Genomic DNA, 23,676 nt, shown 5'->3' on the forward strand with positions numbered 1-23,676 from the left:
GCTGCAAGCCAAGCTGCCTTTGCTTGCAGCTTGAAACTTGCAGCGCGTGACTGCTTCTATCAGATATCCAGCAACAGACGAGCCGGATCTTCCAGCAGGTTCTTGATGGTCACCAGGAAGGTTACAGCTTCTTTGCCATCGATCAGACGGTGATCGTAGGACAGAGCCAGGTACATCATCGGACGGATAACGACCTGACCGTTGATCGCCATAGGACGCTGCAGAATGTTGTGCATGCCCAGGATAGCCGCTTGCGGCGGGTTGACGATCGGGGTCGACATCATCGAACCGAAGGTACCACCGTTGGTGATGGTGAAGGTACCACCGGTCATCTCGTCCATCGACAGTTTGCCGTCACGGGCTTTCTTGCCGAAGGTGGCGATGCCGCCTTCGATTTCAGCCAGGCTCATCAGTTCGGCGTTACGCAGAACCGGAACCACCAGACCGCGGTCGCTGGAAACAGCAACACCAACGTCGGCGTAACCGTGGTAAACGATGTCCGCACCGTCGATCGACGCGTTCACGGCCGGGAAGCGTTTCAGCGCTTCGGTAGCTGCTTTGACGAAGAACGACATGAAACCCAGGCGTACGCCGTTGTGCGACTTCTCGAACAGGTCCTTGTACTTCGAACGCAGAGCCATGACTTCGGTCATGTCGACTTCGTTGAAAGTGGTCAGCATCGCCATGTTCGATTGAGCTTCAACCAGACGCTTGGCAACGGTTGCACGAACGCGGGTCATCGGTACGCGCTTCTCGACGCGGTCGCCAGCAGCGAACACTGGAGCAGCGGCCGACGGTGCAGCAGCTTTAGCAGGTGCGGCAGCCGGAGCGGCTTTCTTCGCGGCAACAGCGGCAACCACGTCTTCCTTGGTCACACGACCACCTTTGCCGGTGCCGGCAACGGAAGCGATGTTGATGCCGTTTTCTTCCGCCAGCTTGCGAGCAGCCGGTGCAGCAACAGGATCGTCTTCGCCTTCGGCAGCAGCAGGTGCGGCGGCAGCGGCCGGAGCAGCAGCGGCAGCCGGAGCAGCGGCAGCAGCGCTGCCCGCTTCGATCGAGCCGAGGATCTGGTTGGACAGAACGGTGTCGCCTTCGTTGGCAACGATTGCGCCCAGCACGCCGTCGGCTTCGGCCAACACTTCCAGAACAACCTTGTCGGTTTCGATGTCGACGATCAGGTCGTCACGCTTTACAGCGTCGCCTGGTTTTTTGTGCCAGGTAGCAACGGTGCCGTCGGCAACCGATTCCGGAAATGACGGGGCTTTGATTTCGATAGCCATTATCTGTGAGTCCTTAAAAATTCGGTTTCAGGTGCGAAGGCGTTAAACGGTAAACGCGTCTTGCAGCAGTTTTTCCTGCTGCTCGGCGTGCATCGATGCGTAACCACAAGCAGGTGCAGCAGAAGCATCACGGCCCGCGTACTCAAGCACGAGAGACTTGTCGTGATTGCCAACGATGCGGCGCATGTGATGCTGGCTGCAGTACCAGGCACCCTGGTTCATCGGCTCTTCCTGACACCAGACAATGTGTTTCAGGTTGGTGTACGGAGCCAGGACTTCGTTCAAGTCGTCCTCAGGGAATGGATACAGCTGCTCGATACGCACGACGGCGATATCGTCACGGCCTTCGGCACGGCGTTTTTCCAGCAGGTCGTAGTAGACCTTGCCGCTACACAGAATCAGACGCTCGACCTTTTTCGGGTCTTGAACATCGATTTCCGGGATCACGGTCTGGAACGAACCTTCGGCCAGATCTTCCAGGGTCGAGATGGCCAGTTTGTGACGCAGCAACGACTTCGGAGTCAGCACGATCAGCGGCTTACGCAGCGGACGGATCACCTGACGACGCAGCAAGTGGTAGATCTGTGCTGGCGTAGTCGGTACCGCTACCTGAATGTTGTGCTCGGCGCACAGTTGCAGGTAACGCTCAAGACGTGCGGAGGAGTGCTCCGGGCCCTGCCCTTCGTAGCCGTGCGGCAGCAGCATGGTCAGACCGCAAAGACGGCCCCACTTGTGCTCGCCACTGGTGATGAACTGGTCAATTACGACCTGTGCACCGTTGGCGAAGTCGCCGAACTGGGCTTCCCAGATTACCAGCGCGTTTGGCGTGGTAGTCGAGTAACCGTATTCGAACGCCAATACCGCTTCTTCCGACAGGAACGAGTCGTACAGGTCAAAACGCGGCTGACCGTCGTACAGGTGCTGCAGCGGAACGTAAGTGCCGGCATCTTTCTGGTTGTGCAGAACAGCGTGACGGTGCGAGAACGTACCGCGACCGATGTCCTGACCCGTCATGCGGATCGGGTGACCTTCGAACGCCAGGGTCGCGTACGCCATGGTTTCGGCGTAACCCCAGTTGATCGGCAGGCCGCCGGCTTGCATTTTCTGACGGTCTTCGTAGATCTTCGCGACCTGACGCTGAACCACGAAACCTTCTGGAATTTCCAGCAGTTTGGCGGACAGTTCTTGCAGGGTCTTCAGATCGAAACGCGTGTCGTGACGCGCAGTCCAGGCGTGGCCCAGATACGGACGCCAGTCCACGAACAACTCTTTGTTCGGCTCTTTGACCAGGCTTTTCACTACGTGCAGACCGTTGTCCAGCGCGTTGCGATATTCATCAACCTTGGCTTGAACGCGGTCGGCGTCGAGGGTCCCGTCCTGAATCAGACGATCAGCGTACAGCTCACGAGTGGTGCGCTGTTTGGTGATCTGCTGATACATCAGAGGCTGGGTGCCGCTCGGCTCGTCGGCCTCGTTGTGGCCACGACGACGGTAGCAGACCAGATCGATCACCACGTCACGCTTGAACTGCATGCGGTAGTCGATGGCCAGCTGGGTCACGAACAATACGGCTTCCGGATCATCACCATTCACATGGAGGATCGGCGCCTGGATCATTTTCGCAACGTCGGTCGCGTACTCGGTGGAACGCGAGTCCAGCGGGTTGCTGATGGTGAAACCAACCTGGTTGTTGATCACGATGTGCACGGTACCGCCGGTCTTGAAACCGCGGGTCTGCGACATCTGGAAGGTTTCCAGCACCACGCCTTGACCGGCGAATGCCGCGTCACCGTGGAGGGAGATCGGCAGAACCTTCTCACCGGTAGGGTCGTTACGACGATCCTGACGGGCGCGAACCGAACCTTCTACCACCGGGGAAACGATTTCCAGGTGGGACGGGTTGAACGCCATGGCCAGGTGAACTTCACCGCCGGCGGTCATCACGTTGGACGAGAAGCCCTGGTGGTATTTAACGTCACCGGAACCCAGCTCGACCTTCTTCTTGCCTTCGAACTCGTCGAACAACTCGCGCGGGTTCTTGCCGAAGGTGTTGACCAGCACGTTGAGACGACCACGGTGGGCCATACCGATGACGACTTCCTTGGTGCCGTAGGAACCGGAACGCTGGATCAGCTCGTCGAGCATCGGGATCAGGCTTTCACCACCTTCCAGACCGAAACGCTTGGTGCCCGGGTATTTGGTGCCCAGGTATTTTTCCAGGCCTTCACCGGCAGTGACGCGCTCGAGCAGATGGCTCTTGATGTCGGCGGAGAACGTCGGACGGCCACGCACGCTTTCCAGACGCTGCTGGAACCAGTGGCGCTGCTCGGAATCGGTGATGTGCGTAAATTCAGCGCCGATGGTGCGGCAATATGTCTGCTGCAACGCTTCGTGAATTTCGCGTAGGCTCGCTTCCTCTTTGCCGATGAACAGGTCGCCGGCACGGAAGGTCGTATCAAGATCGGCATTGGTCAAGCCGTAATGATTGATCGACAGGTCTGCAGGTGCAGGACGCTGCCACAGCCCCAGCGGGTCAAGCTGGGCTGCCTGGTGGCCACGCATACGGTAGGCCTGGATCAATCGCAGCACTTCAACTTGCTTCTTCTCGTGCTCACTGCTCACGCTCCCGGCGGAAACCGGTTGAGCGCGGCGCTGGTTCTTTGCCAGCAGCACGAAATGATCGCGAATTGTGGAGTGCGAAACATCAGTGGCAGAGTTGCCGTCGGCAGGCAACTTCTGAAAGTAGGTGCGCCACTCTTCTGGCACAGCGTTAGGGTCGTGCAGGTAGAGCTCATAAAGCTCTTCCACATAGGCAGCGTTTCCACCTGAAAGGTAGGCGCTGTTCCACATGCGCTGCATCACGCTTTCTTGCATGCTTGGTCACCCTCGGTTAGGGGAACACCACCGGCGTCGACACCGAGCACGCTTGCAGAAGTCCGAATGCAGCGACTAAAACAAGCCACCTAGGATCACGCTGATAGTCCGGGTACCAGCCCGGATGCCCCTGCTTGTCTCATTTCTTCAAAATAAGAGCCGCAGCTTGTGGCTGCTGCTCTGGTTATAGCCATGACGCGGGTTGAAGCCCGCGCCACAGCCTCTACGGCACTACATTTACAGCAGCTGAATCACACGCCGCTTGAAAGCAACATGTTACGGATGTGACCGATGGCCTTAGTCGGGTTCAGGCCTTTCGGACATACGTTGACGCAGTTCATGATGCCACGGCAGCGGAATACGCTGAACGGGTCATCAAGCGAAGCCAGACGCTCGGAAGTCTTGGTGTCGCGGCTGTCTGCCAGGAAGCGGTACGCTTGCAGCAGAGCAGCTGGACCCAGGAACTTGTCCGGGTTCCACCAGAAGGACGGGCAAGAAGTCGAGCAGCAAGCGCACAGGATGCACTCGTACAGACCGTCAAGCTTTTCACGCTCTTCAGGGGACTGCAGACGCTCGATGGCCGGAGCCGGCGTGTCGTTCTGCAGGAATGGCTTAACCTTCTCGTATTGCTTGTAGAAGATGCTCATATCGACGACCAGGTCACGGATAACCGGCAAACCTGGCAGAGGACGAACGATCAACTTGTTACCTTTTACAACAGCGGACAGCGGCGTGATGCACGCCAGGCCGTTTTTGCCGTTGATGTTCATGCCGTCGGAACCGCAAACACCTTCACGGCAAGAGCGACGATAGGAGAAACCCTCGTCCTGCTCTTTGATCAGGGCCAGTACGTCCAGCACCATCAGGTCTTTACCACCGGTATCGACCTGGAATTCCTGCATGAACGGCGCGGCGTCCTGATCAGGGTTGTAACGATAAACGCTGACTTGCAACATGGCGGCCACCCTTAATAAGTCCGAATCTTAGGTTCAAAAGTCGGAACAGTCTTCGGCGAGAAGTTCACGGCACGCTTGGTGACGCGCTTGTCACCCGGGAAGTACAGGGTGTGGCACAGCCAGTTTTCGTCGTCACGATCTTCGAAGTCTTCACGGGCGTGAGCGCCGCGGGACTCTTTACGAACTTCGGCGGCGATGGCGGTAGCTTCAGCCACTTCCAGCAGGTTTTGCAGTTCCAGAGCTTCGATACGCGCGGTGTTGAACGCCTGCGATTTATCGTTGATCTTGACGTTGGCGATGCGCGTACGCAGGTCGGCCAGCTGGGCAATACCCTTCTGCATGTATTCGCCGGTACGGAATACACCGAAATAGTTCTGCATGCAGCTTTGCAGCTCGCGACGCAGGGTTGCTACGTCTTCACCGTCGGTGCGGCTGTTCAGCGCGTTCAAACGCGACAGAGCAGCGTCGATGTCGGCTTCGGTAGCGTCGTCGTATTCGATGCCGTCGGTCAGTGCTTTTTCCAGATGCAGGCCGGCAGCGCGGCCGAATACCACCAGGTCGAGCAGCGAGTTGCCGCCCAGACGGTTGGCACCGTGAACCGATACGCAAGCCACTTCGCCAACAGCGAACAGACCATGAATGATCTCGTCCACGCCTTCAGCGTTCTGGGTGATCGCCTGACCATGAATGTTGGTCGGAACACCGCCCATCATATAGTGGCAAGTCGGAACAACCGGAACCGGAGCAACAACCGGGTCAACGTGTGCGAAAGTCTTCGACAGTTCGCAGATGCCCGGCAGACGGCTGTGCAGCACTTCCTCGCCCAGGTGGTCGAGTTTGAGCATTACGTGGTCACCATTCGGACCGCAACCGTTGCCGGCGATGATTTCTTTAACCATCGAACGGGCAACCACGTCGCGACCGGCAAGGTCTTTGGCGTTCGGAGCATAACGCTCCATGAAACGCTCGCCGTGCTTGTTGATCAGGTATCCACCTTCACCACGGCAACCTTCTGTAACCAGTACACCGGCACCGGCGATGCCGGTCGGGTGGAACTGCCACATTTCAATGTCTTGTACCGGTACGCCAGCACGCAGAGCCATGCCGACGCCGTCACCGGTGTTGATCAGGGCGTTGGTGGTGGAAGCGTAGATACGACCTGCACCGCCGGTAGCCAATACGGTGGCTTTGGCGCGGATGTAGGTGGTTTCGCCGGTTTCGATGCAGATTGCAATCACACCGACGAACGCGCCGTCCTGGTTTTTCACCAGATCGACAGCGTAGTACTCGTTCAGGAACACGGTACCGGCTTTCAGGTTGCCCTGATAAAGGGTGTGCAGCAGCGCGTGACCGGTACGGTCGGATGCGGCGCAAGTACGTGCAGCCTGCCCGCCTTTACCGTAATCCTTCGACTGACCGCCGAACGGACGCTGGTAGATACGGCCCTGTTCGGTACGCGAGAAAGGCATACCCATGTGGTCCAGCTCGTAAACGGCAGCCGGGCCTTCCTGACACATGTATTCGATAGCGTCCTGGTCACCGATGTAGTCGGAACCCTTGACGGTATCGTACATGTGCCAGCGCCAGTCATCGTTAGGATCGGCGGAAGCGATGGCACAGGTGATGCCGCCCTGGGCGGATACAGTGTGCGAACGGGTCGGGAAAACCTTGGTGATCACGGCAGTCTTGTGACCGCCCTGCGCCAGTTGCAGCGCAGCGCGCATGCCGGCACCGCCACCACCAATAATGATGGCGTCGAAAGAAATCGTTGGAATGTTAGCCATGACTCAGATACCCCAGAGAATCTGCACACCCCAGACGAAGTAAGCGAACATCGCAACGCCGCATACTGCCTGGAAAAGGAAACGTATTGCAGTCGCGGACTTGCCGAACGCCATTGGCGTCAGGTAGTCGGTCGCGATGGTCCACATGCCGACCCAGGCGTGAGCGCCGAGGGCAACGAGGGCCAGGAGACTGAAGATACGCATCCAGTTGTTGGCGAACAGTTCATGCCATTGGGCGTAGCCGAGACCCGGGTGGGCGACGACGTATCCGATCAGGAAAATGAAGTAAGCCGCGAGAACGACCGCAGACACACGTTGCGCCATCCAGTCATAGAGGCCCGAACGCGACAGGTTCGTGACGTTAGTTACCATATCCAAACTCCTGCCAGAACGATTACCACCACGGAAACGGCGATAACGATTTTCGAGCCCAGTTTGCCGCCTTCCAGCGTCTCACCGATGCCCATGTCCATGATCAAATGGCGCACACCGGCTACCAGGTGATACAGCAGAGCGGACAGGATGCCCCAAATCACTAGCTTGGCTAGCGGACTGGTCAGACACGCTTTCACCTGACCGAAGCCTTCCTCGGAGCTCAGCGACTTGTCCAATGCGTAAAGCATGATGGCCAGGCTGACAAAGAGGATGACACCGGAGATACGGTGAAGAATGGACGTGTAAGCAGTGACTGGGAGTTTGATGGTCCTTAGGTCTAGGTTTACAGGTCGTTGGCTTTTCACGGCTTTTTTTTCACACTGAAGAGCCCCTAACAATCAGGGCAAAGTTGTTGGGGAGTGCACTGGTCAGGTAACCACCACCCAGGGATGCGACCCCCAATGAAAGCAAGCCCAAAAGCCCTTGGCGGTCGGTGGCCGAGTATAGACAGTTAGGCTACTAATGACAACGCGTTCACCTACCCCCAATAGCTGATTGCGCAAGTCGCATAAAAGGCGTAAATGGCAGTCAATTTCGAGGAAAAAGTGCGCTTAAAGCCTTCTGGAGCAAGACTTTAGGCAAATTGACATTCGAATTTATCTCACTATAGTGGTGCGGGCCCTGCGTGGGGGGTCTGTCTGATGGTTCAAGCATAAATAGGAGGCCACATGGCTGACAAAAAAGCGCAGTTGATCATCGAGGGCGCAGCCCCCGTCGAGCTGCCCATTTTAACCGGCACCGTTGGTCCCGATGTTATTGATGTTCGGGGCCTGACGGCCACGGGCCGCTTCACTTTCGACCCGGGTTTCATGTCGACCGCTTCGTGCGAATCGAAGATCACCTATATCGACGGCGACAACGGCATTCTGTTGCACCGCGGCTACCCGATCGAACAGCTGGCTGAAAAGTCGGACTACCTGGAAACCTGCTATCTGCTTCTGAACGGCGAACTGCCGACCGCAGAACAAAAGGCCCAGTTCGTCAGCACCGTGAAGAACCACACCATGGTTCACGAGCAGTTGAAGACCTTCTTCAACGGCTTCCGTCGCGACGCCCACCCAATGGCCGTCATGTGCGGTGTAGTCGGCGCCCTCTCGGCCTTCTACCACGACTCCCTCGACATCAATAACCCGCAGCATCGCGAAATTTCCGCGATCCGTCTGGTTGCCAAGATGCCGACCCTGGCTGCAATGGTTTACAAGTACTCCATGGGTCAACCCATGATGTACCCGCGCAACGACCTGACGTACGCGGAAAACTTCCTGCACATGATGTTCAACACCCCGTGCGAGATCAAACCGATCAGCCCGGTACTCGCCAAGGCCATGGACCGGATCTTCATCCTCCATGCCGACCACGAGCAGAACGCTTCGACCTCCACCGTGCGTCTGGCCGGCTCTTCGGGTGCCAACCCGTTCGCCTGTATCGCCGCCGGTATCGCCGCACTGTGGGGCCCTGCCCACGGCGGTGCGAACGAAGCCGTGTTGACCATGCTTGACGAGATTGGCGATGTTTCGAACATCGACAAGTTCATCGCCAAGGCCAAGGACAAGAACGATCCGTTCAAACTGATGGGCTTCGGTCACCGCGTTTACAAAAACCGCGATCCACGCGCCACCGTGATGAAGCAGACCTGCGACGAAGTGTTGAAGGAACTGGGGATCAACAACGATCCGCAACTCGAACTGGCCATGCGCCTGGAAGAGATCGCGCTGACCGACCCGTACTTCATCGAACGCTCGCTGTACCCGAACGTCGACTTCTACTCGGGGATCATCCTCAAGGCGATCGGCATTCCGACCAGCATGTTCACCGTGATCTTCGCTCTGGCACGTACTGTAGGCTGGATTTCGCACTGGAAAGAAATGCTCTCCAGCCCGTACAAGATCGGCCGTCCGCGCCAGTTGTACACCGGCTATGAGTCGCGTGATATCTCCAAGCTGGAAGACCGCAAATAAGACCTGTCTTGCGATAATGTCTTGAGTTGTATCGGGAACGGCCTCTATTTATATGGAGGCCGTTTTTGTTTGTGGCTTTTGCGGGCTTGGGCTTGGGTTTGGGTTTGGGTGTATATCCGTTTTTTGGGTAGCGGCGGCTGGCGGTGCTGGAAAACCAGCACCATGTATGACGAAAAAGTTTACTTGCAGTCCTTATTGCAACGCGGATCAACATTGACAGAGGCACCAGTGGCGGTAGCCACGAGTTGACTGAGAGGCTCAGGGCGTGAAGGGGCTGGAGATCAAAGGCCACATCAAGGGCCAGAGCCGGAGCCGGAGCCGGAACAAAAGATCGCAGCCTTCGGCAGCTCCTACATGAGATTGGGTGCTTTCAGCCAGAAATTGGTCGGCTGTCAGGCCGCCATCGCTGGCAAGCCAGCTCCCACAAAAATCAAAAGCCAACCGCGTGCTTCTCACCACTCAACAGGATGAGCGTTAGCTCGACAGCAGCTTTTGATCTGAGGGCCCGTCGGCAGGCTGAGTGGAGGGATTTATCCGGGGGTGGGCGCGTAGCGCCGTTTGGCGCAGCCAAATGCATCGAGAGGAGGTGCAGCGAAGCAAACCGTAGGCGATGCCCCCGGATGAATCCCGGAGCGAAGGAACCCCGAGCCCCAGCGAGCGGGCCGAACGTCAGGGTAAAGCCTTTTGGGTTACCTTTTCGGCGTTTGGAAAAGGTGACCCGCCGTAAGGGCGGAACCCTAAGCAGCCATCACCGCAGCAACGGATATACACCCAAAAAAAATGCCCCGATCCAAAGACCGGGGCATTCACTCACAGCATTCAAACAGCTCTTAGTGCGACACCGCCCCACTAGCCCCCAAACCCGTCTGCGAACGCACAAACTGCGGGAAGAACAACGCCCGCTCCTTGTCCGCCGCGGCCGACTTGTCAGTAATCGAGAAGAACCAGATCCCGACAAAAGCAATAATCATCGAAAACAGCGCCGGATACTCGTAAGGGAAGATCGCCTTCTCATGATGCAGAATCTGCACCCAGATGGTCGGACCAAGCACCATCAGGCCCACAGCACTGATCAACCCCAACCAGCCGCCAATCATCGCGCCACGAGTGGTCAGCTTCTTCCAGTACATCGAAAGCAGCAGTACCGGGAAGTTACAGCTCGCCGCGATGGAGAACGCCAGGCCAACCATGAACGCAATGTTCTGGCTTTCGAACAGGATGCCCAGACCAATGGCCAGCACGCCCAACGCAATGGTGGTGATCTTCGAAACGCGAATCTCATCCTTGTCGTTGGCCTTGCCCTTCTTGATCACACTGGCGTACAGGTCGTGAGACACCGCCGAAGCACCGGCCAGCGTCAGGCCAGCCACAACGGCCAGAATGGTCGCGAACGCCACTGCCGAGATGAAACCAAGGAAGATACTGCCGCCCACTGCGTCAGCCAGATGCACCGCCGCCATGTTGTTGCCGCCGAGCAGAGCGCCCGCCGCATCCTTGAAGTCCGGGTTGGTGCTGACCAAGAGGATCGCGCCAAAACCGATGATGAAAGTAAGAATGTAGAAGTAGCCAATGAAGCCGGTTGCGTACAGCACACTCTTGCGCGCTTCTTTTGCGTCACTCACGGTGAAGAAGCGCATCAGGATGTGTGGCAGGCCAGCAGTACCGAACATCAGCGCCAGGCCGAGGGAGAACGCCGAAATCGGATCTTTCACCAGACCGCCCGGGCTCATGATCGCTTCACCTTTAGGGTGAACCTTGATCGCTTCCGAGAACAGCATGTTGAAGTCGAAGTTGACGTGCTTCATCACCATCAGCGCCATGAACGATGCGCCGGACAGCAACAGCACAGCCTTGATGATCTGTACCCAAGTGGTCGCCAGCATGCCGCCGAACAACACGTACATGCACATCAGGATGCCGACCAGAATTACCGCAACGTAGTAGTCGAGGCCGAACAGCAGCTGGATCAGCTTGCCGGCACCGACCATTTGCGCGATCAGGTAGAACGCCACCACCACCAGCGAACCGCAGGCAGACAGGGTGCGAATCTGGGTTTGCCCGAGGCGGTAGGACGCCACGTCGGCAAAAGTGTATTTACCCAGGTTACGCAGACGTTCGGCGATCAGGAACAGAATGATCGGCCAGCCCACCAGGAAGCCGATCGAATAGATCAGGCCGTCGTAGCCGGAGGTGAACACCAGCGCGGAAATCCCCAGGAAGGACGCCGCTGACATGTAGTCACCGGCAATTGCCAGACCGTTCTGGAAACCGGTGATCTTGCCGCCCGCTGCATAGTAGTCGGCGGCCGATTTGTTGCGCTTGGACGCCCAGTAAGTGATGCACAGGGTCGCGCCGACGAACACCACGAACATGGCAATCGCGGCGACGTTGAGCGGTTGTTTGTGGACTTCGCCGGTCAGGGCGTCAGCGGCCCAGACAGCCGGAGCGAACGCTGAGATGCTCAAAAGAGCCAGTAGACGCCGGATCATTGCTGAGCCTCCTTGAGAATCGCATTGTTCAGGTCGTCAAACTCGCCATTGGCGCGGCGTACATAAATAGCGGTCAGGATGAAGGCAGAGATGATCAATCCGACACCGATCGGGATACCCCAGGTAATCGATGAACCAGGACTGATCTTCGCCCCGAGCACTTGCGGCCCGTAAGCGATCAGAAGGATGAATGCGGAGTAAAGCCCTAGCATGATCGCCGAGAGAATCCAGGCGAATCGTTCCCTTTTACTAACCAGCTCCTTGAAGCGCGGGCTGTTTTGAATCGAGAGGTAAATGCTGTCGTTCATTGTTTTTATCCTCGCAGCACAGATTATTGTTGGAACATATCCACTGTATGCGGCTGCGGAACAGGTTCCAGACGACCTTAGTATTAGAACGACATGACACTTTCGCCAATTTTCGGACTGTAAACAGCCGAAAGAATTGCAAATGACCTCTCAAACAGCCACAAACCCTGTGAAACAGACTCCGCCAGAAACAAATGTGGGAGCGAGCCTGCTCGCGAAGGCGTCGTGTCAGTCAACAATTTGGTCGACTGATCTGACGTTTTCGCGAGCAGGCTCGCTCCCACAGGGGTGATGCGTTATCGGGGGTTATTTGGTCCAGTCAGCTACGCGATCCGGGTGTTTGGCAACCCAATCCTTGGCCGCCGCTTCTGGCTTGGCGCCGTCCTGGATGGCCAGCATGACTTCGCCGATTTCATCCTTCGAAGCCCACTGGAAGTTTTTCAGGAACTTGGCCACTTCCGGTGCCTTGGCGTCCAGTTCCTTGCTGCCGATGCTGTTCACGGTTTCAGCCGCGCCGTATACGCCTTTCGGGTCGTCGAGGAAACGCAGTTTCCACTTGGCGAACATCCAGTGCGGCACCCAACCGGTGACGGCGATGGATTCGTTTTTCTTCTCGGCACGGGTCAGCTCGGCAATCATGCCGGCGCCGGAACTGGCTTTGAGCGAGTATTTGTCCAGGCCGTAATCCTTGATCGCCTGATCAGTCTTGAGCATCACACCTGAACCGGCGTCGATGCCGACGATGCGATTCTTGAAGCTGTCATCGGTTTTCAGATCTTCAATCGATTTGGCTTTTACATACTCCGGCACGATCAGGCCGATTTTCGCATCCTTGAAGTTCGGGCCGTAATCGACGACCAGATCCTTGTTCTTCGCCCAGTATTCGCCGTGGGTGACTGGCAACCACGCCGAGAGCATGGCGTCGAGTTTGCCGGTGGCCACGCCTTGCCACATGATGCCGGTGGCGACGGCTTGCAGTTTTACGTCGTAGCCGAGTTTCTGTTTGATCACTTCGGCGGCTACGTGGGTAGTCGCGACGCTGTCGGACCAGCCGTCAACGTAACCGATGTTCAGGGTCTGTTTTTCAGCGCTGGCAAATGTGGAACTCATCGCAAGTACCAGTGCGGCACCTGCGCCTAAAAGTCGTCGCATCTTCATCGTTACTTCCCCGAAATGCTGCGCCCGACGGGTGCCGGACGACGTCAACGTATTGTTATGGTGCACAGCGCCCATCACGCCCGACCGCAAACTCGCATGAACATCAACGCGATCGAGCAACGAGGGTGCTGACGCTTTCGATCATCAACCTCACGCCCTCGGCGACCTGCTCTGTCAGCGACCTCAAGCCATCGAGAAACGACATCAGAAGGCCATTAATCGCCTCCGAATAAATGGCGCCAGACAATCCGCCCGAACTTTGCATGTCAAAATCATGCGGGCCACCAACCCCTCTATAAATGCAGGTAACATGCGTCGCTTTGCAGCCACTCGGCCTGATCATGTCCGCGACTTCCCGCTTCCCGCTCCTGCCCTATTTCTTTGCATGCCTGCTCGGACTGTTTGCCCTTGGCGGCTTCTGGTATGGCCTCGGCAAACCGGTGATCCTGCCGGATGCCGCGACCCCGACGCACAAGCTGCAATGCGCCTCCTATACGCCGTTCGATAAGGATCAGTCGCCGTTCGACGTACCGTTCAAACTGCGCCCGGAGCGCATGGACGCCGACCTCGCGCTGCTGGCAACGCGCTTCGAATGCATCCGCACCTATTCGATGACCGGCCTCGAAGCGCTGCCGGACCTGGCGCGCAAACACGGTCTGAAATTGATGATCGGCGCGTGGGTCAACAGCAACCCGGTGGACACCGAAAAAGAAGTCGATCTGCTGATTGCTTCGGCCAACGCCAACCCGGATGTGGTCAGCGCGGTGATCGTCGGCAACGAAGCGTTGCTGCGCAAGGAAGTCACCGGCGCACAACTGGCCAAGCTGATCTACAAGGTCAAGAGCCAGATCAAGCAACCGGTCACTTATGCCGATGTCTGGGAGTTCTGGCTCAAACATCCGGAAGTCGCGCCAGCGGTGGACTTCCTGACGATCCACTTGCTGCCGTACTGGGAAGATGATCCGTCGAACATCGACGCTGCCCTGCAACACGTCGCTGAAGTGCGTCAGGTGTTCGGCAACAAGTTCGCCCCCAAGGACGTGATGATCGGTGAAACCGGCTGGCCGAGCGAAGGCCGTCAGCGCGAGACCGCCGTGCCGAGCCGGGTCAACGAGGCCAAGTTCATTCGTGGCTTTGTCGCGATGGCTGAGAAAGAAGGTTGGCATTACAACCTGATCGAGGCGTTTGATCAGCCGTGGAAACGTGGCAGCGAAGGCGCGGTCGGCGGTTACTGGGGACTGTTCGATGCGGATCGTCAGGACAAAGGCATCCTCGCAGGACCGGTCACCAATGTGCCGCACTGGAAACAGTGGCTGGCCGTGGGTGGGCTGATTTTCCTCGGGACGCTGCTGTTGGGCGGTCGTGTTCGCAGCACCCGGTCGGCGTTGATTCTGCCACTGCTCGGTGCTGTGGCGGCTTGCTCGATTGGCGCGTGGGGCAATCTGGCGTGGGTGACCACCCGGTTTGCTGGCGAATGGCTGTGGGTCGGCCTGCTGACCGCGTTGAATCTGCTGGTGCTGGCGCACGCAGCGCTGGCACTCAGTGCTCGCAACGGCTGGCGTGAACGAGCGTTCAATGTGCTGGAACGCCGGGCCGGTTGGCTGGTGGCGGCGGCCGGTTTTGCAGCGGCGGTGATGATGCTCGAACTAGTGTTCGAGCCGCGCTACCTGAGTTTCCCTACCGCTGCCCTGGTCCTGCCGGCGCTGGTTTACCTGTGCCGTCCGGTCAACGTGGCGCGTCGGGAAATTGCCTTGCTGACCTTCATTGTCGGCGCCGGCATTGCGCCGCAGCTGTTTCGTGAAGGTTTGCAGAATCAGCAGGCGTGGGGCTGGGCGCTGGTCAGTGTGTTGATGGTGGCTGCGTTGTGGCGCTGCCTGCGGGTTCGCAAGGACTGACTTTCACTCTCAGAGAGGGCCTCATCGCTAGCAGGCTAGCTCCCACACTGGATTTTGCTCGACAAAAATCCCCTGTGGGAGCCAGCCTGCTGGCGATAGCGCCAGATCAAGCGCTACGGGAGGATCTGACTAACCGCAGCCCGGCAATCACCAGCGCAAACACTGCCAGGGTCGTGTTGTACAACACCAGTGCCGGCGCGCCGAACACCAGCGCCAACACCGCCAGCCACCACCCTGCCCGCCCGGGCAACACAAAGCCAAGCAGCGCCGTCCCCAGCGCCGCCCAGCCCAACACCTTGAAGTGAATCATCAACCCAAGGTTGGAGCGCACCGAGCATTCCCAACGGCTTGCCTCATCAACGCAAATGCCAACCCACTTGCCGTCCTCCATAAAGCCATAGCGCGCGCCATAACTGGCGGCCAGCCATAACGGCAACAGAACAAGCAGCAATATCACGGGCAAGCGGCGGGACATGGAGCACTCCAATCTACGGAAATCGGCGGCCAGCTTAATCTGCCGTGCGCCTTGTGCAAGCACTAACAACTGTTAACTAGTCAGTTGAGGCGTGCAAAGTGTATCGTCCAGCTACTATTACTCCGAATTCTGCCTGTTTGGTGCCGAGGCATGGCACTTTGGCGCAAGCGCGGTGGTCATAGCCTGCGAACTTCATTCGGCACCTTCCTCTAAGGGATCTAGTCATGCTCCGTTCCTTGCGCTTCGCCGCGCTGTTCAGCGGCCTTATTTTGAGTGCGTCCGCACTGGCGGTGGATATCGATGCCGCCAGCTATGGCTATCCCCTGACCAACCCGTTCGAGGCGACCATCGCCACCACGCCGCCGGACTTGCGCCCGGAACTGCCGTCGGACGACGACATCACTCAGTCCGACCGCACTGTCACCATGCGTCCGGAGCGTGAGTTCATCCTGCCGGACAACTTCTGGGCAGTGAAAAAACTCACCTACCGCATCGCCACTCAGGACAAGCCTGCACCGCTGATCTTCCTGATCGCCGGCACCGGCGCGCGCTACGACAGCACGCTCAACGAATACCTGAAGAAGCTCTACTACAAGGCCGGCTACAACGTCGTGCAATTGTCGTCGCCGACCAGTTTCGACTTCATCAGCGCCGCTTCGCGCTTCGCCACCCCGGGCGTGACCAAGGAAGACGCCGAAGACATGTACCGGGTGATGCAGGCCGTACGGGCGCAAAACCCGAAACTGCCGGTCACTGATTACTACCTCAGCGGTTACAGCCTCGGTGCCCTCGATGCCGCGTTCGTCGCGCATCTGGACGAAACCCGTCGCAGCTTCAACTTCAAGAAAGTCCTGCTGCTGAACCCGCCGGTCAACCTCTACACCTCGATCAGCAACCTCGACAAGCTGGTACAAACCGAAGTGAAGGGCATCAACAACAGCACCACGTTCTATGAACTGGTGTTGGCCAAGCTGACCCGCTACTTCCAGCAGAAAGGCTACATCGACCTCAACGACGCCCTGCTCTACGACTTCCAGCAGTCCAAGCAGCATCTGACCAACGAACAGATGGCGATGCTGATCGGCACCTCGTTCCGCTTCTCGGCAGCCGATATCGCGTTCACCTCGGACCTGATCAACCGCCGCGGCCTGATCACCCCGCCGAAATTCCCGATCACCGAAGGCACCAGCCTCACGCCGTTCCTCAAGCGTGCGCTGCAATGCGACTTCGATTGCTACCTCACCGAGCAAGTGATCCCGATGTGGCGCGCGCGCACCGACGGCGGCAGCCTGTTGCAACTGATCGATCAGGTCAGCCTGTATGCGCTCAAGGATTACCTGCACGACAGCCCGAAAATCGCCGTAATGCACAACGCCGACGACGTGATCCTCGGCCCTGGCGACCTCGGTTTCCTGCGCAAGACTTTCGGCGATCGTCTGACCGTTTACCCGTACGGCGGCCATTGCGGCAACCTTAACTACCGCGTCAACAGCGACGCCATGCTGGAGTTCTTCCGTGGCTAAATATCTCCTGCTGATTGCAGCGTTACTCAGTGCAGGCGTCGCCCAGGCCGACAACAGCAAAGCCAACGCACCGGTAGTGGTCGACAGTGACGGCTTCAAGGAGCCGCTGTCCAAGCTCAAATTCAACCCGGGGCTGGACCAGCGTGAGTTCGAGCGCTCGACGCTCAATGCGCTGAACGTCTATGACCCGTTGGAGTCGTGGAACCGTCGGGTTTACCACTTCAACTATCGCTTTGACCAATGGGTGTTCCTGCCGGTGGTCGACGGTTATCGCTACGTCACGCCGAGCTTCGTGCGGACCGGCGTAAGCAACTTCTTCAACAACCTCGGCGACGTACCGAACCTGATCAACAGCCTGCTGCAGTTCAAAGGTCAGCGCTCGATGGAGACCACCGGGCGCCTGTTGCTCAACACCACCCTCGGCATCGCCGGTCTGTGGGACCCGGCCACCGCCATGGGCCTGCCGCGCCAGAGCGAAGACTTCGGTCAGACTCTGGGCTTCTACGGCGTTCCGGGTGGCGCGTACTTTGTCCTGCCGATCTTCGGCCCGTCGAACATTCGTGATACCGCCGGCCTCGCTGTGGATTACACCGCAGAATCGGCAGTCAACTTCCTCAACGTCTCGAAAGTCAGCGAAAACCACCCGGAAATCTGGGCTCTGCGCGCGGTCGACAAGCGCTATCAGACCAACTTCCGCTACGGTCAGATGAACTCACCGTTCGAGTACGAGAAAGTGCGTTACGTGTACACCGAGTCGCGCAAGTTGCAGATCGCCGAGTAACCGTTGCAAATCGCTGGCAAGCACCGACCTGACTCGGGCTTGCCAGCACTCCTCCTCCCTCCGCAGTTTCATCCTCGCACCTCAACATCCCGGCAGAGTAAATACTGACGCGGCAAATTCGTCTTTAACGACAGGCGCCACTCGCTTAACGGACTCGTGAGTTACAGACGACAAGCGGATTCGAAATCGAACATGAAATTTTAAATGTGAATTTTTTATTAACATTTTGTGACACCTTATGTAGACTCGACTCAACACAGCCAAGGAAGCAATGATGTGTTCAACGATATTCAAGGAATGATATCGGCTCCGCCCTATCCTCCCTTTCGACGCTTATCCATCAGGCATTTACAGCCTGCTGTCAGCCGTGGACTTTATTACTGACATTCAGCGAATCCTGCGCCTAGCCTTTCGCTCGTGTTAACAATAGGTACCCACCGATAAATTAAAACATGCCACCTCAATGGCATAACGCGTCGTGCGCCTTGAAATAACTGCGAATCAAATACCATAGCGAGCGGCTTCAGCAGCGCATGAACTCAACAACTTCATCCTGTATTTAGAACGGGTTGAACAGCGGCCACCTTGAATATGCATACGTCATTAAAAACCGGTATCACTCGATATCTGTCCGAGATGCCATTGTTCATCTGGATATTGTTTATCGGTACCTTTGTCACCCGCGCAACATCGATGATGGTCTGGCCATTTATCTCGATCGTGCTTTACACCCGATTCGGTTTCAGCGCGACATTTATCGGCCTGATCCTGACACTGTCCATCGCCCTGTCGTCGATCGTTAGTTTTTACAGCGGCTACCTGTCGGACAAAATCGGACGTTTGAAAATCATCGTGTTGGGATGCGTCGTCGCTGCCGTCTCTTATCTGCTTTTGGGCGTCAGCAGCAATGCCTACGGCTATATCGCTGGCACGCTACTGGCTAACCTGTCATGGGCGCTGGTCAACAATCCAATCAAAACCGTGATCGGCGATATCATCGAATCGCGCACACTGGTCGAGCGCGCCATGCATTTGCGGTACTTTTTCTTGAATGCCGGCGCTGCAACAGGCCCCTACTTCGGGCTCAAGCTGGGCATCTCCGCCGACTCACTGTCGTTTGTACTGGTAACCCTGTCATACGCGCTGCTACTGATCGGTGTACTGGTCTTCGGCAAAGACGTGAAGCTCAAAGCGGTCAATACCACCAGTTTCAAAAGCACCATGGCCGTGCTCGCGAAAGATCGTCTGTTCCTGGCGCTGGTGATCAACAACATCATCATGATGTTCATCTTCGGCAGTTTCGACTCCAGCTTGCCGCAACTGATGGCTGCTCTCGCCTTCGAAGGCTACCTGCCCTTTATTGCGTCATTAATCATCTTGCATGCCTCGACAATTGTGATACTCCAGCTGCCGTTGGCCAGCGCCATGTCGTCAGTCCCGTTGAACACCAAGATTTATATTGGCTCGGCTCTGCTGGTCATCAGCGAAGCAGGCTTCGCATTGGCTGCACACTTCTACGAGATCAAATCGCTGTGGTATGGCGCGGTGCTGATCATGAGTATCAGCCAGACCTTACTATTCCCGTGTATCAATATGTTTGTCGACAGTCTGGCGCCACCCAATCTGCGCGGCGCTTACTTTGGCGCAGCATCGTTATATAGCATTGGATTCTCCCTCGCGCCTATCGTCGGCGGCTTGTTCATACAACGACTGAGCGGCACAGCGCTGTATATCTTCCTTACGTTGGCCAGTTTTTTGATGACGATGATCTTTATCGGAATCTTCCGGCACAGAAAAGCCGCTGACGAAACATACTCTCCAGCAATGAATATCGGTACTTAGTCAGCCAACAACTCATCCTCTGACGCGAAGACCTCAATGATCTACCCCGTATGCCAAAACACTGGCGGGAATCTCTTCGCCTCGAATAAATAAATCTTTCGAACTATCAGGCAAACACCATGAATACGCCGATTTATGACCTTATCTTATGTGGTGCCGGACCCGCCAACATCTCGTTATTGCCTGATCTTATTCAGAACGAGCAGATACAGCGCTGTCTGATACTTGAAAAATCCACAACGCTGGGCAGCGGCGAAATTGGTCAATACCGGATAACCGCCAACTCGCTCGGCGTTGTCTTTCTGGAAAAATTCCAGGACCGAACCGACGAACTCAGCCTCTTTCTGCAAGGCACGCCGGAGTGGGCGTATTTCACCGAACGGCGTGGCGAGGCAGTTGAGTTGCGTCACGTCGGGCGCTTCCTCGAACACATCGGCACCTATGTTGCACAACACAAAACACTCTACAAGCGCTTCGAAATCTCCACTGAGTCAGTGGTCACCGAGATTCGCCTGACCGCGCAAGGTCACTACTGCGTCACTTATCGGGTCGATGGTCAATGCGTAGAGGTCCTGTGCAAGAAAGTCATCTTCAACATCGGTGGCCGGCTGAATAAAACCACCGTGCAGCATCCCCATCACAATATTGCCTCGGACTCGCTACTCAAGGGCGCACACGACCGAGCGTTGCGAAATGGCGAATTCAACAGCCTGGCCATCGTGGGCTCCTCGCACAGTGCCATTTCCTGTCTGATTCGTCTGGTCGAGCAACTGAATTATCCCGGCACCATCACGTTGCTGACCAAACGCGAATTCAAACTGTTCTTTGACTCCCCCGCCTCCGCAAGCGAGCAGGACTATCCATTTGTCGATGCCGATGTTTGCCAGGCCAGCCAAAGGGTCAACCGCTACTCGGGCCTGCGCTACGACTCTTTCGAGTTCGCTCGCAAGATCAAACAAGGGCTGATCCCCAACTTGAGCATCGTGAACATCGCCGATGCCTCGGCTGATCAGATTCTGAGCCAGATCGCGCAATCCGACGCGCTGATCCACAGCACCGGATACAAGGCCGGGCTGGTGCCAATACTGGACGTCGATGGCACGGCGCTTGAGTTGCAACAAGACGAGTTCGGGCTGCTCACCAACCCGCAACTCAACCCGCTCACCCGCGACGGTCGGGTACTTGAGAACTTCCATACCTTCGGCCTCGGGGCCGGAATCAAGACCGGCGGTGACAGCGGCGGCGAGGAAAGCTTCTGCGGCAGGATCGACGGCGTATGGGTTTACCAGCACATGGTGCCCGGGCTCATCTTTCATTAAATAAGGAAATTACAATGAACAACCAGACAGCCATTATTCTTTGCGCCGGGCGCGGAAGTCGCCTGGGCAAACGCACGCGCAACACACCCAAGCCGCTGGTGAAAACCAACAACATCGCGTTCATCGACAACGCCCTGAACAACCTCGAAACGCTGGGTATCACCCACGTGGTCGTGGTGATCGGCTATCAGTCCGAAACCATTACCGCGCATCTTCGGGCAATGGATACGGCGATTACTTTCGAGTTCGTGAGTAACCCGGACTGGGCCACAACCAACAACATCTATTCGCTGTATCTGGCCCGCGAACACATCACGCAGAACACGCTGATCATTGAGGGAGACATTTACTTCTCGGCCTCCAGCCTGCAACAGCTTCTACAAAAGCCCGGGGATCTAGTCGCACTGGTGTCGCCTCTGGGCAAGAACATGGAAGGCACTTACGCGGTGCTCGAAGGCGAACATTTGCAGGGCTTCGGCTCAACCAAGGACATCGGCCATCAGACACAGATTGGGCAATACAAGACCGTCAATCTGTACCAGATCGGATCGGCCGGCTTCGCCGAACACGTCAAAAAACAACTCGCCAGCAACGTGAGAAAAAACAACCTTAACGCTTACTACGAGGACGTATTCAAAAAAGCCTCGCTGGAAGGCAAGTGGGATATTCAGACGGTAATCGTCCCCGCCACCGAATGGTATGAAGTCGACAATTACTACGATTTGACGATCTGCAACTACATTTCCAGTCGTGATCGTCTGGGCTTCGTGCAAAACCGTCACGGCGGTTACTGGCGCTACCCGATGCTGGATTTCGCCTTGATCTACAACTTCCACTTCCCGCCACAGCAGATGAAAGACAAGATCAAGGACAACTTCGATCACATTTTCCTGAACTACCCAGGTGCCCGGAAACTCATCGAGGAGTCGCTCTGCGAATTCCTTGGCGTCTCCGCCAGACACCTGTGCGTGTCCAATGGCGCAGCGGAAATCATCAAACTGCTGCCATCCGTCTATCCCGGCAGCGCCCTGGTGACCGTACCGTCCTTCAATGAATACGCCAACGTGTTCGGCGAACAGCGCACGCTCTGCCACTACACCCGCGAAGAAGACAATTTCGCCATCGACATCGACGCCCTGCTCGCCACCTGCCGGCAGCAGCGCCCTGAGGTGGTGATCATTGAATCGCCAAACAACCCGACCGGCGCCCTGACGCCCGCCTCGGCACTGACGGCGCTGGCGGTCGAGTTGCTGGAACTGGACATATCGCTGATCGTCGATGAGTCGTTTCTCGATTTTTCCAACCACGCCGACAGCACGTTGCTCAACGTCCTCGATGACCACCCCAACCTGGTGGTGATTCGCAGCATGAGCAAAACCTTCGGTATCGGTGGCATTCGCATCGGTTACCTGGCCAGCGCCAACCAGACTCTGCTGGCGCTGATCAATTCACTGCTGCCGATCTGGAACATCAACGGGTTTGCCGAGGAGTTCCTGCTGCATTTGCCGCAGTATCAACAGGAATACCTCACCAGTTGCCAACAGGTAATCAGCGACACCCGTGCGTTTCAACAAGCACTGAACGCAGTCGACGGCATCAGCGGGTTCGAGACCGAATCGAACTTCATTTACTGCAAGGCGCATTACGCAGACGCGCAGACCATTTCCAGATTGCTGCTCGACAAGCACCACATGTACATCAAGGAATGCTCGGGCAAGCGCAACACCGACTCCGACAAATACTTCCGCGTATCCTGCCGCACGCCTGACGAAAATGCCCGTTTGATCGAAGCCCTGAGCAGCGTGATGCAAGACCTGGCATCGCAGAAAAACACCAACACCGCATCGAAGGAGAACACCTTTGAACTCGCCTGAGTCGGTGGTGATTTGCGGCAAGGGTGAACTGGCTATTTTCGCCTGTGAATACTTCAACGCGTCGCCCGAGCATCATGTGTCGTACGTAGTGGCCGATCCTTTCGAGCCCGTCAGCACTGAACGAACGCTGATCGAATACTGCCGGCAGCACGGGATCGAGGTGATCGAAAGCGGTCGGATCGAGGATTTGCCCGGTTATACCGACGGCACGTTCGCTTGCGACCTGTGCCTGGTGATTTTCCACAAGCGGATACTGCCCAAGCGTTTCATCGATTGCTGCGCGAAAATCATCAACCTGCACCTTTCCTGGCTGCCTCAGTATCGCGGCGTACGCCCGGTCAACTGGGCACTGAAAAATGGCGAGCGAATGCATGGAGCGACGTTGCACGAGATCAGCGAAGGCATAGACGAGGGGCCGATCCTCAATCAAGTGGCCTTCTGCATCTACCCCGAGTTCGAAGAAGTGGTCGACACCTATACCCGTGCGATGGGTTATGCCCGGCAGTTGCTGGTGGATACCTTGCCGCTGATCGATCGCATCGTCCCGGTCCCACAGAAGCATGCCGAGATGAGCATCTACTACGAAAAAGATAACCATCGGCTGGAAGAACGGATGACCTTCACCAAAGCGCAATCGCTGAAACTGCTCGAACGCCAGTAGCCTTTGCGACACCGCTCGATTGCTTGCCCAAGCGGTAATCGGGTGGATGGACGATCCCTTCCGA

18 protein-coding genes are annotated in these 23,676 nt (G+C 56.9%); 8 read left to right on the forward strand and 10 right to left on the reverse strand.

The window, feature by feature from the left end; genetic code table 11:
• Nucleotides 1-59: 59 nt before the first annotated feature.
• The 6 genes from odhB to sdhC all read right to left on the reverse strand — a co-directional run bounded on the left by odhB (nt 60) and on the right by sdhC (nt 7,634).
• Complete coding sequence (gene odhB, locus ACTWLJ_RS27560) at nt 60-1,280, reverse strand: 2-oxoglutarate dehydrogenase complex dihydrolipoyllysine-residue succinyltransferase (protein WP_401221457.1); 1,221 nt, start codon at nt 1,278-1,280, stop codon at nt 60-62.
• Between the two features lie 42 nt (nt 1,281-1,322).
• Nucleotides 1,323-4,154: a 2-oxoglutarate dehydrogenase E1 component gene (locus ACTWLJ_RS27565; protein WP_445179246.1), complete on the reverse strand. Its 2,832-nt coding sequence runs from the start codon at nt 4,152-4,154 to the stop codon at nt 1,323-1,325.
• Nucleotides 4,155-4,405: 251 nt separating this feature from the next.
• The gene (locus tag ACTWLJ_RS27570) at nt 4,406-5,110 is read right to left on the reverse strand and encodes a succinate dehydrogenase iron-sulfur subunit (RefSeq protein WP_007959035.1); all 705 of its coding nucleotides are present in this window, start codon (nt 5,108-5,110) and stop codon (nt 4,406-4,408) included.
• Between the two features lie 11 nt (nt 5,111-5,121).
• A complete protein-coding gene (gene sdhA / locus ACTWLJ_RS27575; protein WP_445179247.1) occupies nt 5,122-6,894 on the reverse strand; it encodes a succinate dehydrogenase flavoprotein subunit in 1,773 nt (590 codons plus the stop codon).
• A 3-nt stretch (nt 6,895-6,897) separates the two neighbouring features.
• Nucleotides 6,898-7,266 carry a succinate dehydrogenase, hydrophobic membrane anchor protein gene (gene sdhD, locus ACTWLJ_RS27580; RefSeq protein WP_047531886.1) on the reverse strand — a complete coding sequence of 123 codons (369 nt, stop codon included), beginning with the start codon at nt 7,264-7,266 and terminating at the stop codon, nt 6,898-6,900.
• Entirely contained in the window at nt 7,260-7,634 is a 375-nt protein-coding gene (sdhC, locus tag ACTWLJ_RS27585) for a succinate dehydrogenase, cytochrome b556 subunit (protein ID WP_017127965.1), read from the reverse strand. Before sdhC ends, sdhD begins: the two co-directional genes overlap by 7 nt.
• 363 nt (nt 7,635-7,997) lie before the next feature.
• On the opposite strand from sdhC, the gene gltA reads away from it, so the two are divergent.
• Nucleotides 7,998-9,287, forward strand: a complete 1,290-nt coding sequence (gene gltA / locus ACTWLJ_RS27590; protein WP_007919904.1) for a citrate synthase — start codon at nt 7,998-8,000, stop codon at nt 9,285-9,287.
• An 830-nt stretch (nt 9,288-10,117) separates the two neighbouring features.
• On the opposite strand, the gene ACTWLJ_RS27595 is transcribed toward gltA, so the two are convergent.
• From ACTWLJ_RS27595 to ACTWLJ_RS27605, 3 genes are all read right to left on the reverse strand, one after another.
• Nucleotides 10,118-11,776, reverse strand: a complete 1,659-nt coding sequence (locus tag ACTWLJ_RS27595; RefSeq protein WP_445179248.1) for a cation acetate symporter — start codon at nt 11,774-11,776, stop codon at nt 10,118-10,120.
• The gene (locus tag ACTWLJ_RS27600; RefSeq protein ID WP_401216544.1) at nt 11,773-12,084 is read right to left on the reverse strand and encodes a DUF485 domain-containing protein; all 312 of its coding nucleotides are present in this window, start codon (nt 12,082-12,084) and stop codon (nt 11,773-11,775) included. The genes ACTWLJ_RS27595 and ACTWLJ_RS27600 overlap by 4 nt, the downstream gene beginning before the upstream one ends.
• A gap of 306 nt (nt 12,085-12,390) precedes the next feature.
• On the reverse strand, nt 12,391-13,242 hold the full coding sequence (locus ACTWLJ_RS27605) for a glycine betaine ABC transporter substrate-binding protein (RefSeq protein WP_401216543.1): 852 nt from the start codon (nt 13,240-13,242) through the stop codon (nt 12,391-12,393).
• A gap of 299 nt (nt 13,243-13,541) precedes the next feature.
• On the opposite strand from ACTWLJ_RS27605, the gene ACTWLJ_RS27610 reads away from it, so the two are divergent.
• Entirely contained in the window at nt 13,542-15,137 is a 1,596-nt protein-coding gene (locus tag ACTWLJ_RS27610; RefSeq protein ID WP_445179249.1) for a glycoside hydrolase family 17 protein, read from the forward strand.
• A 106-nt stretch (nt 15,138-15,243) separates the two neighbouring features.
• On the opposite strand, the gene ACTWLJ_RS27615 is transcribed toward ACTWLJ_RS27610, so the two are convergent.
• Nucleotides 15,244-15,612: a hypothetical protein gene (locus ACTWLJ_RS27615; RefSeq protein ID WP_445179250.1), complete on the reverse strand. Its 369-nt coding sequence runs from the start codon at nt 15,610-15,612 to the stop codon at nt 15,244-15,246.
• Nucleotides 15,613-15,836: 224 nt separating this feature from the next.
• Here ACTWLJ_RS27615 and ACTWLJ_RS27620 point away from each other — a divergent pair, with 224 nt between their 5' ends.
• From ACTWLJ_RS27620 to ACTWLJ_RS27645, 6 genes are all read left to right on the forward strand, one after another.
• The gene (locus ACTWLJ_RS27620; RefSeq protein ID WP_445179251.1) at nt 15,837-17,135 is read left to right on the forward strand and encodes a serine/threonine protein kinase; all 1,299 of its coding nucleotides are present in this window, start codon (nt 15,837-15,839) and stop codon (nt 17,133-17,135) included.
• Entirely contained in the window at nt 17,128-17,916 is a 789-nt protein-coding gene (locus ACTWLJ_RS27625) for an MlaA family lipoprotein (RefSeq protein WP_401216539.1), read from the forward strand. Before ACTWLJ_RS27620 ends, ACTWLJ_RS27625 begins: the two co-directional genes overlap by 8 nt.
• Nucleotides 17,917-18,507: 591 nt before the next feature.
• Complete coding sequence (locus ACTWLJ_RS27630) at nt 18,508-19,758, forward strand: MFS transporter (RefSeq protein ID WP_445181431.1); 1,251 nt, start codon at nt 18,508-18,510, stop codon at nt 19,756-19,758.
• A gap of 119 nt (nt 19,759-19,877) precedes the next feature.
• Nucleotides 19,878-21,077 (forward strand): hypothetical protein, encoded by a 1,200-nt coding sequence (locus tag ACTWLJ_RS27635; RefSeq protein WP_445179252.1) that lies wholly within the window; start codon nt 19,878-19,880, stop codon nt 21,075-21,077.
• Between the two features lie 14 nt (nt 21,078-21,091).
• Entirely contained in the window at nt 21,092-22,951 is a 1,860-nt protein-coding gene (locus ACTWLJ_RS27640) for an aminotransferase class I/II-fold pyridoxal phosphate-dependent enzyme (protein WP_445179253.1), read from the forward strand.
• Nucleotides 22,938-23,612: a formyltransferase family protein gene (locus ACTWLJ_RS27645; RefSeq protein ID WP_445179254.1), complete on the forward strand. Its 675-nt coding sequence runs from the start codon at nt 22,938-22,940 to the stop codon at nt 23,610-23,612. The genes ACTWLJ_RS27640 and ACTWLJ_RS27645 overlap by 14 nt, the downstream gene beginning before the upstream one ends.
• Nucleotides 23,613-23,676 lie beyond the last annotated feature (64 nt).

The sequence above is a fragment of the Pseudomonas sp. McL0111 genome, from assembly GCF_052567255.1.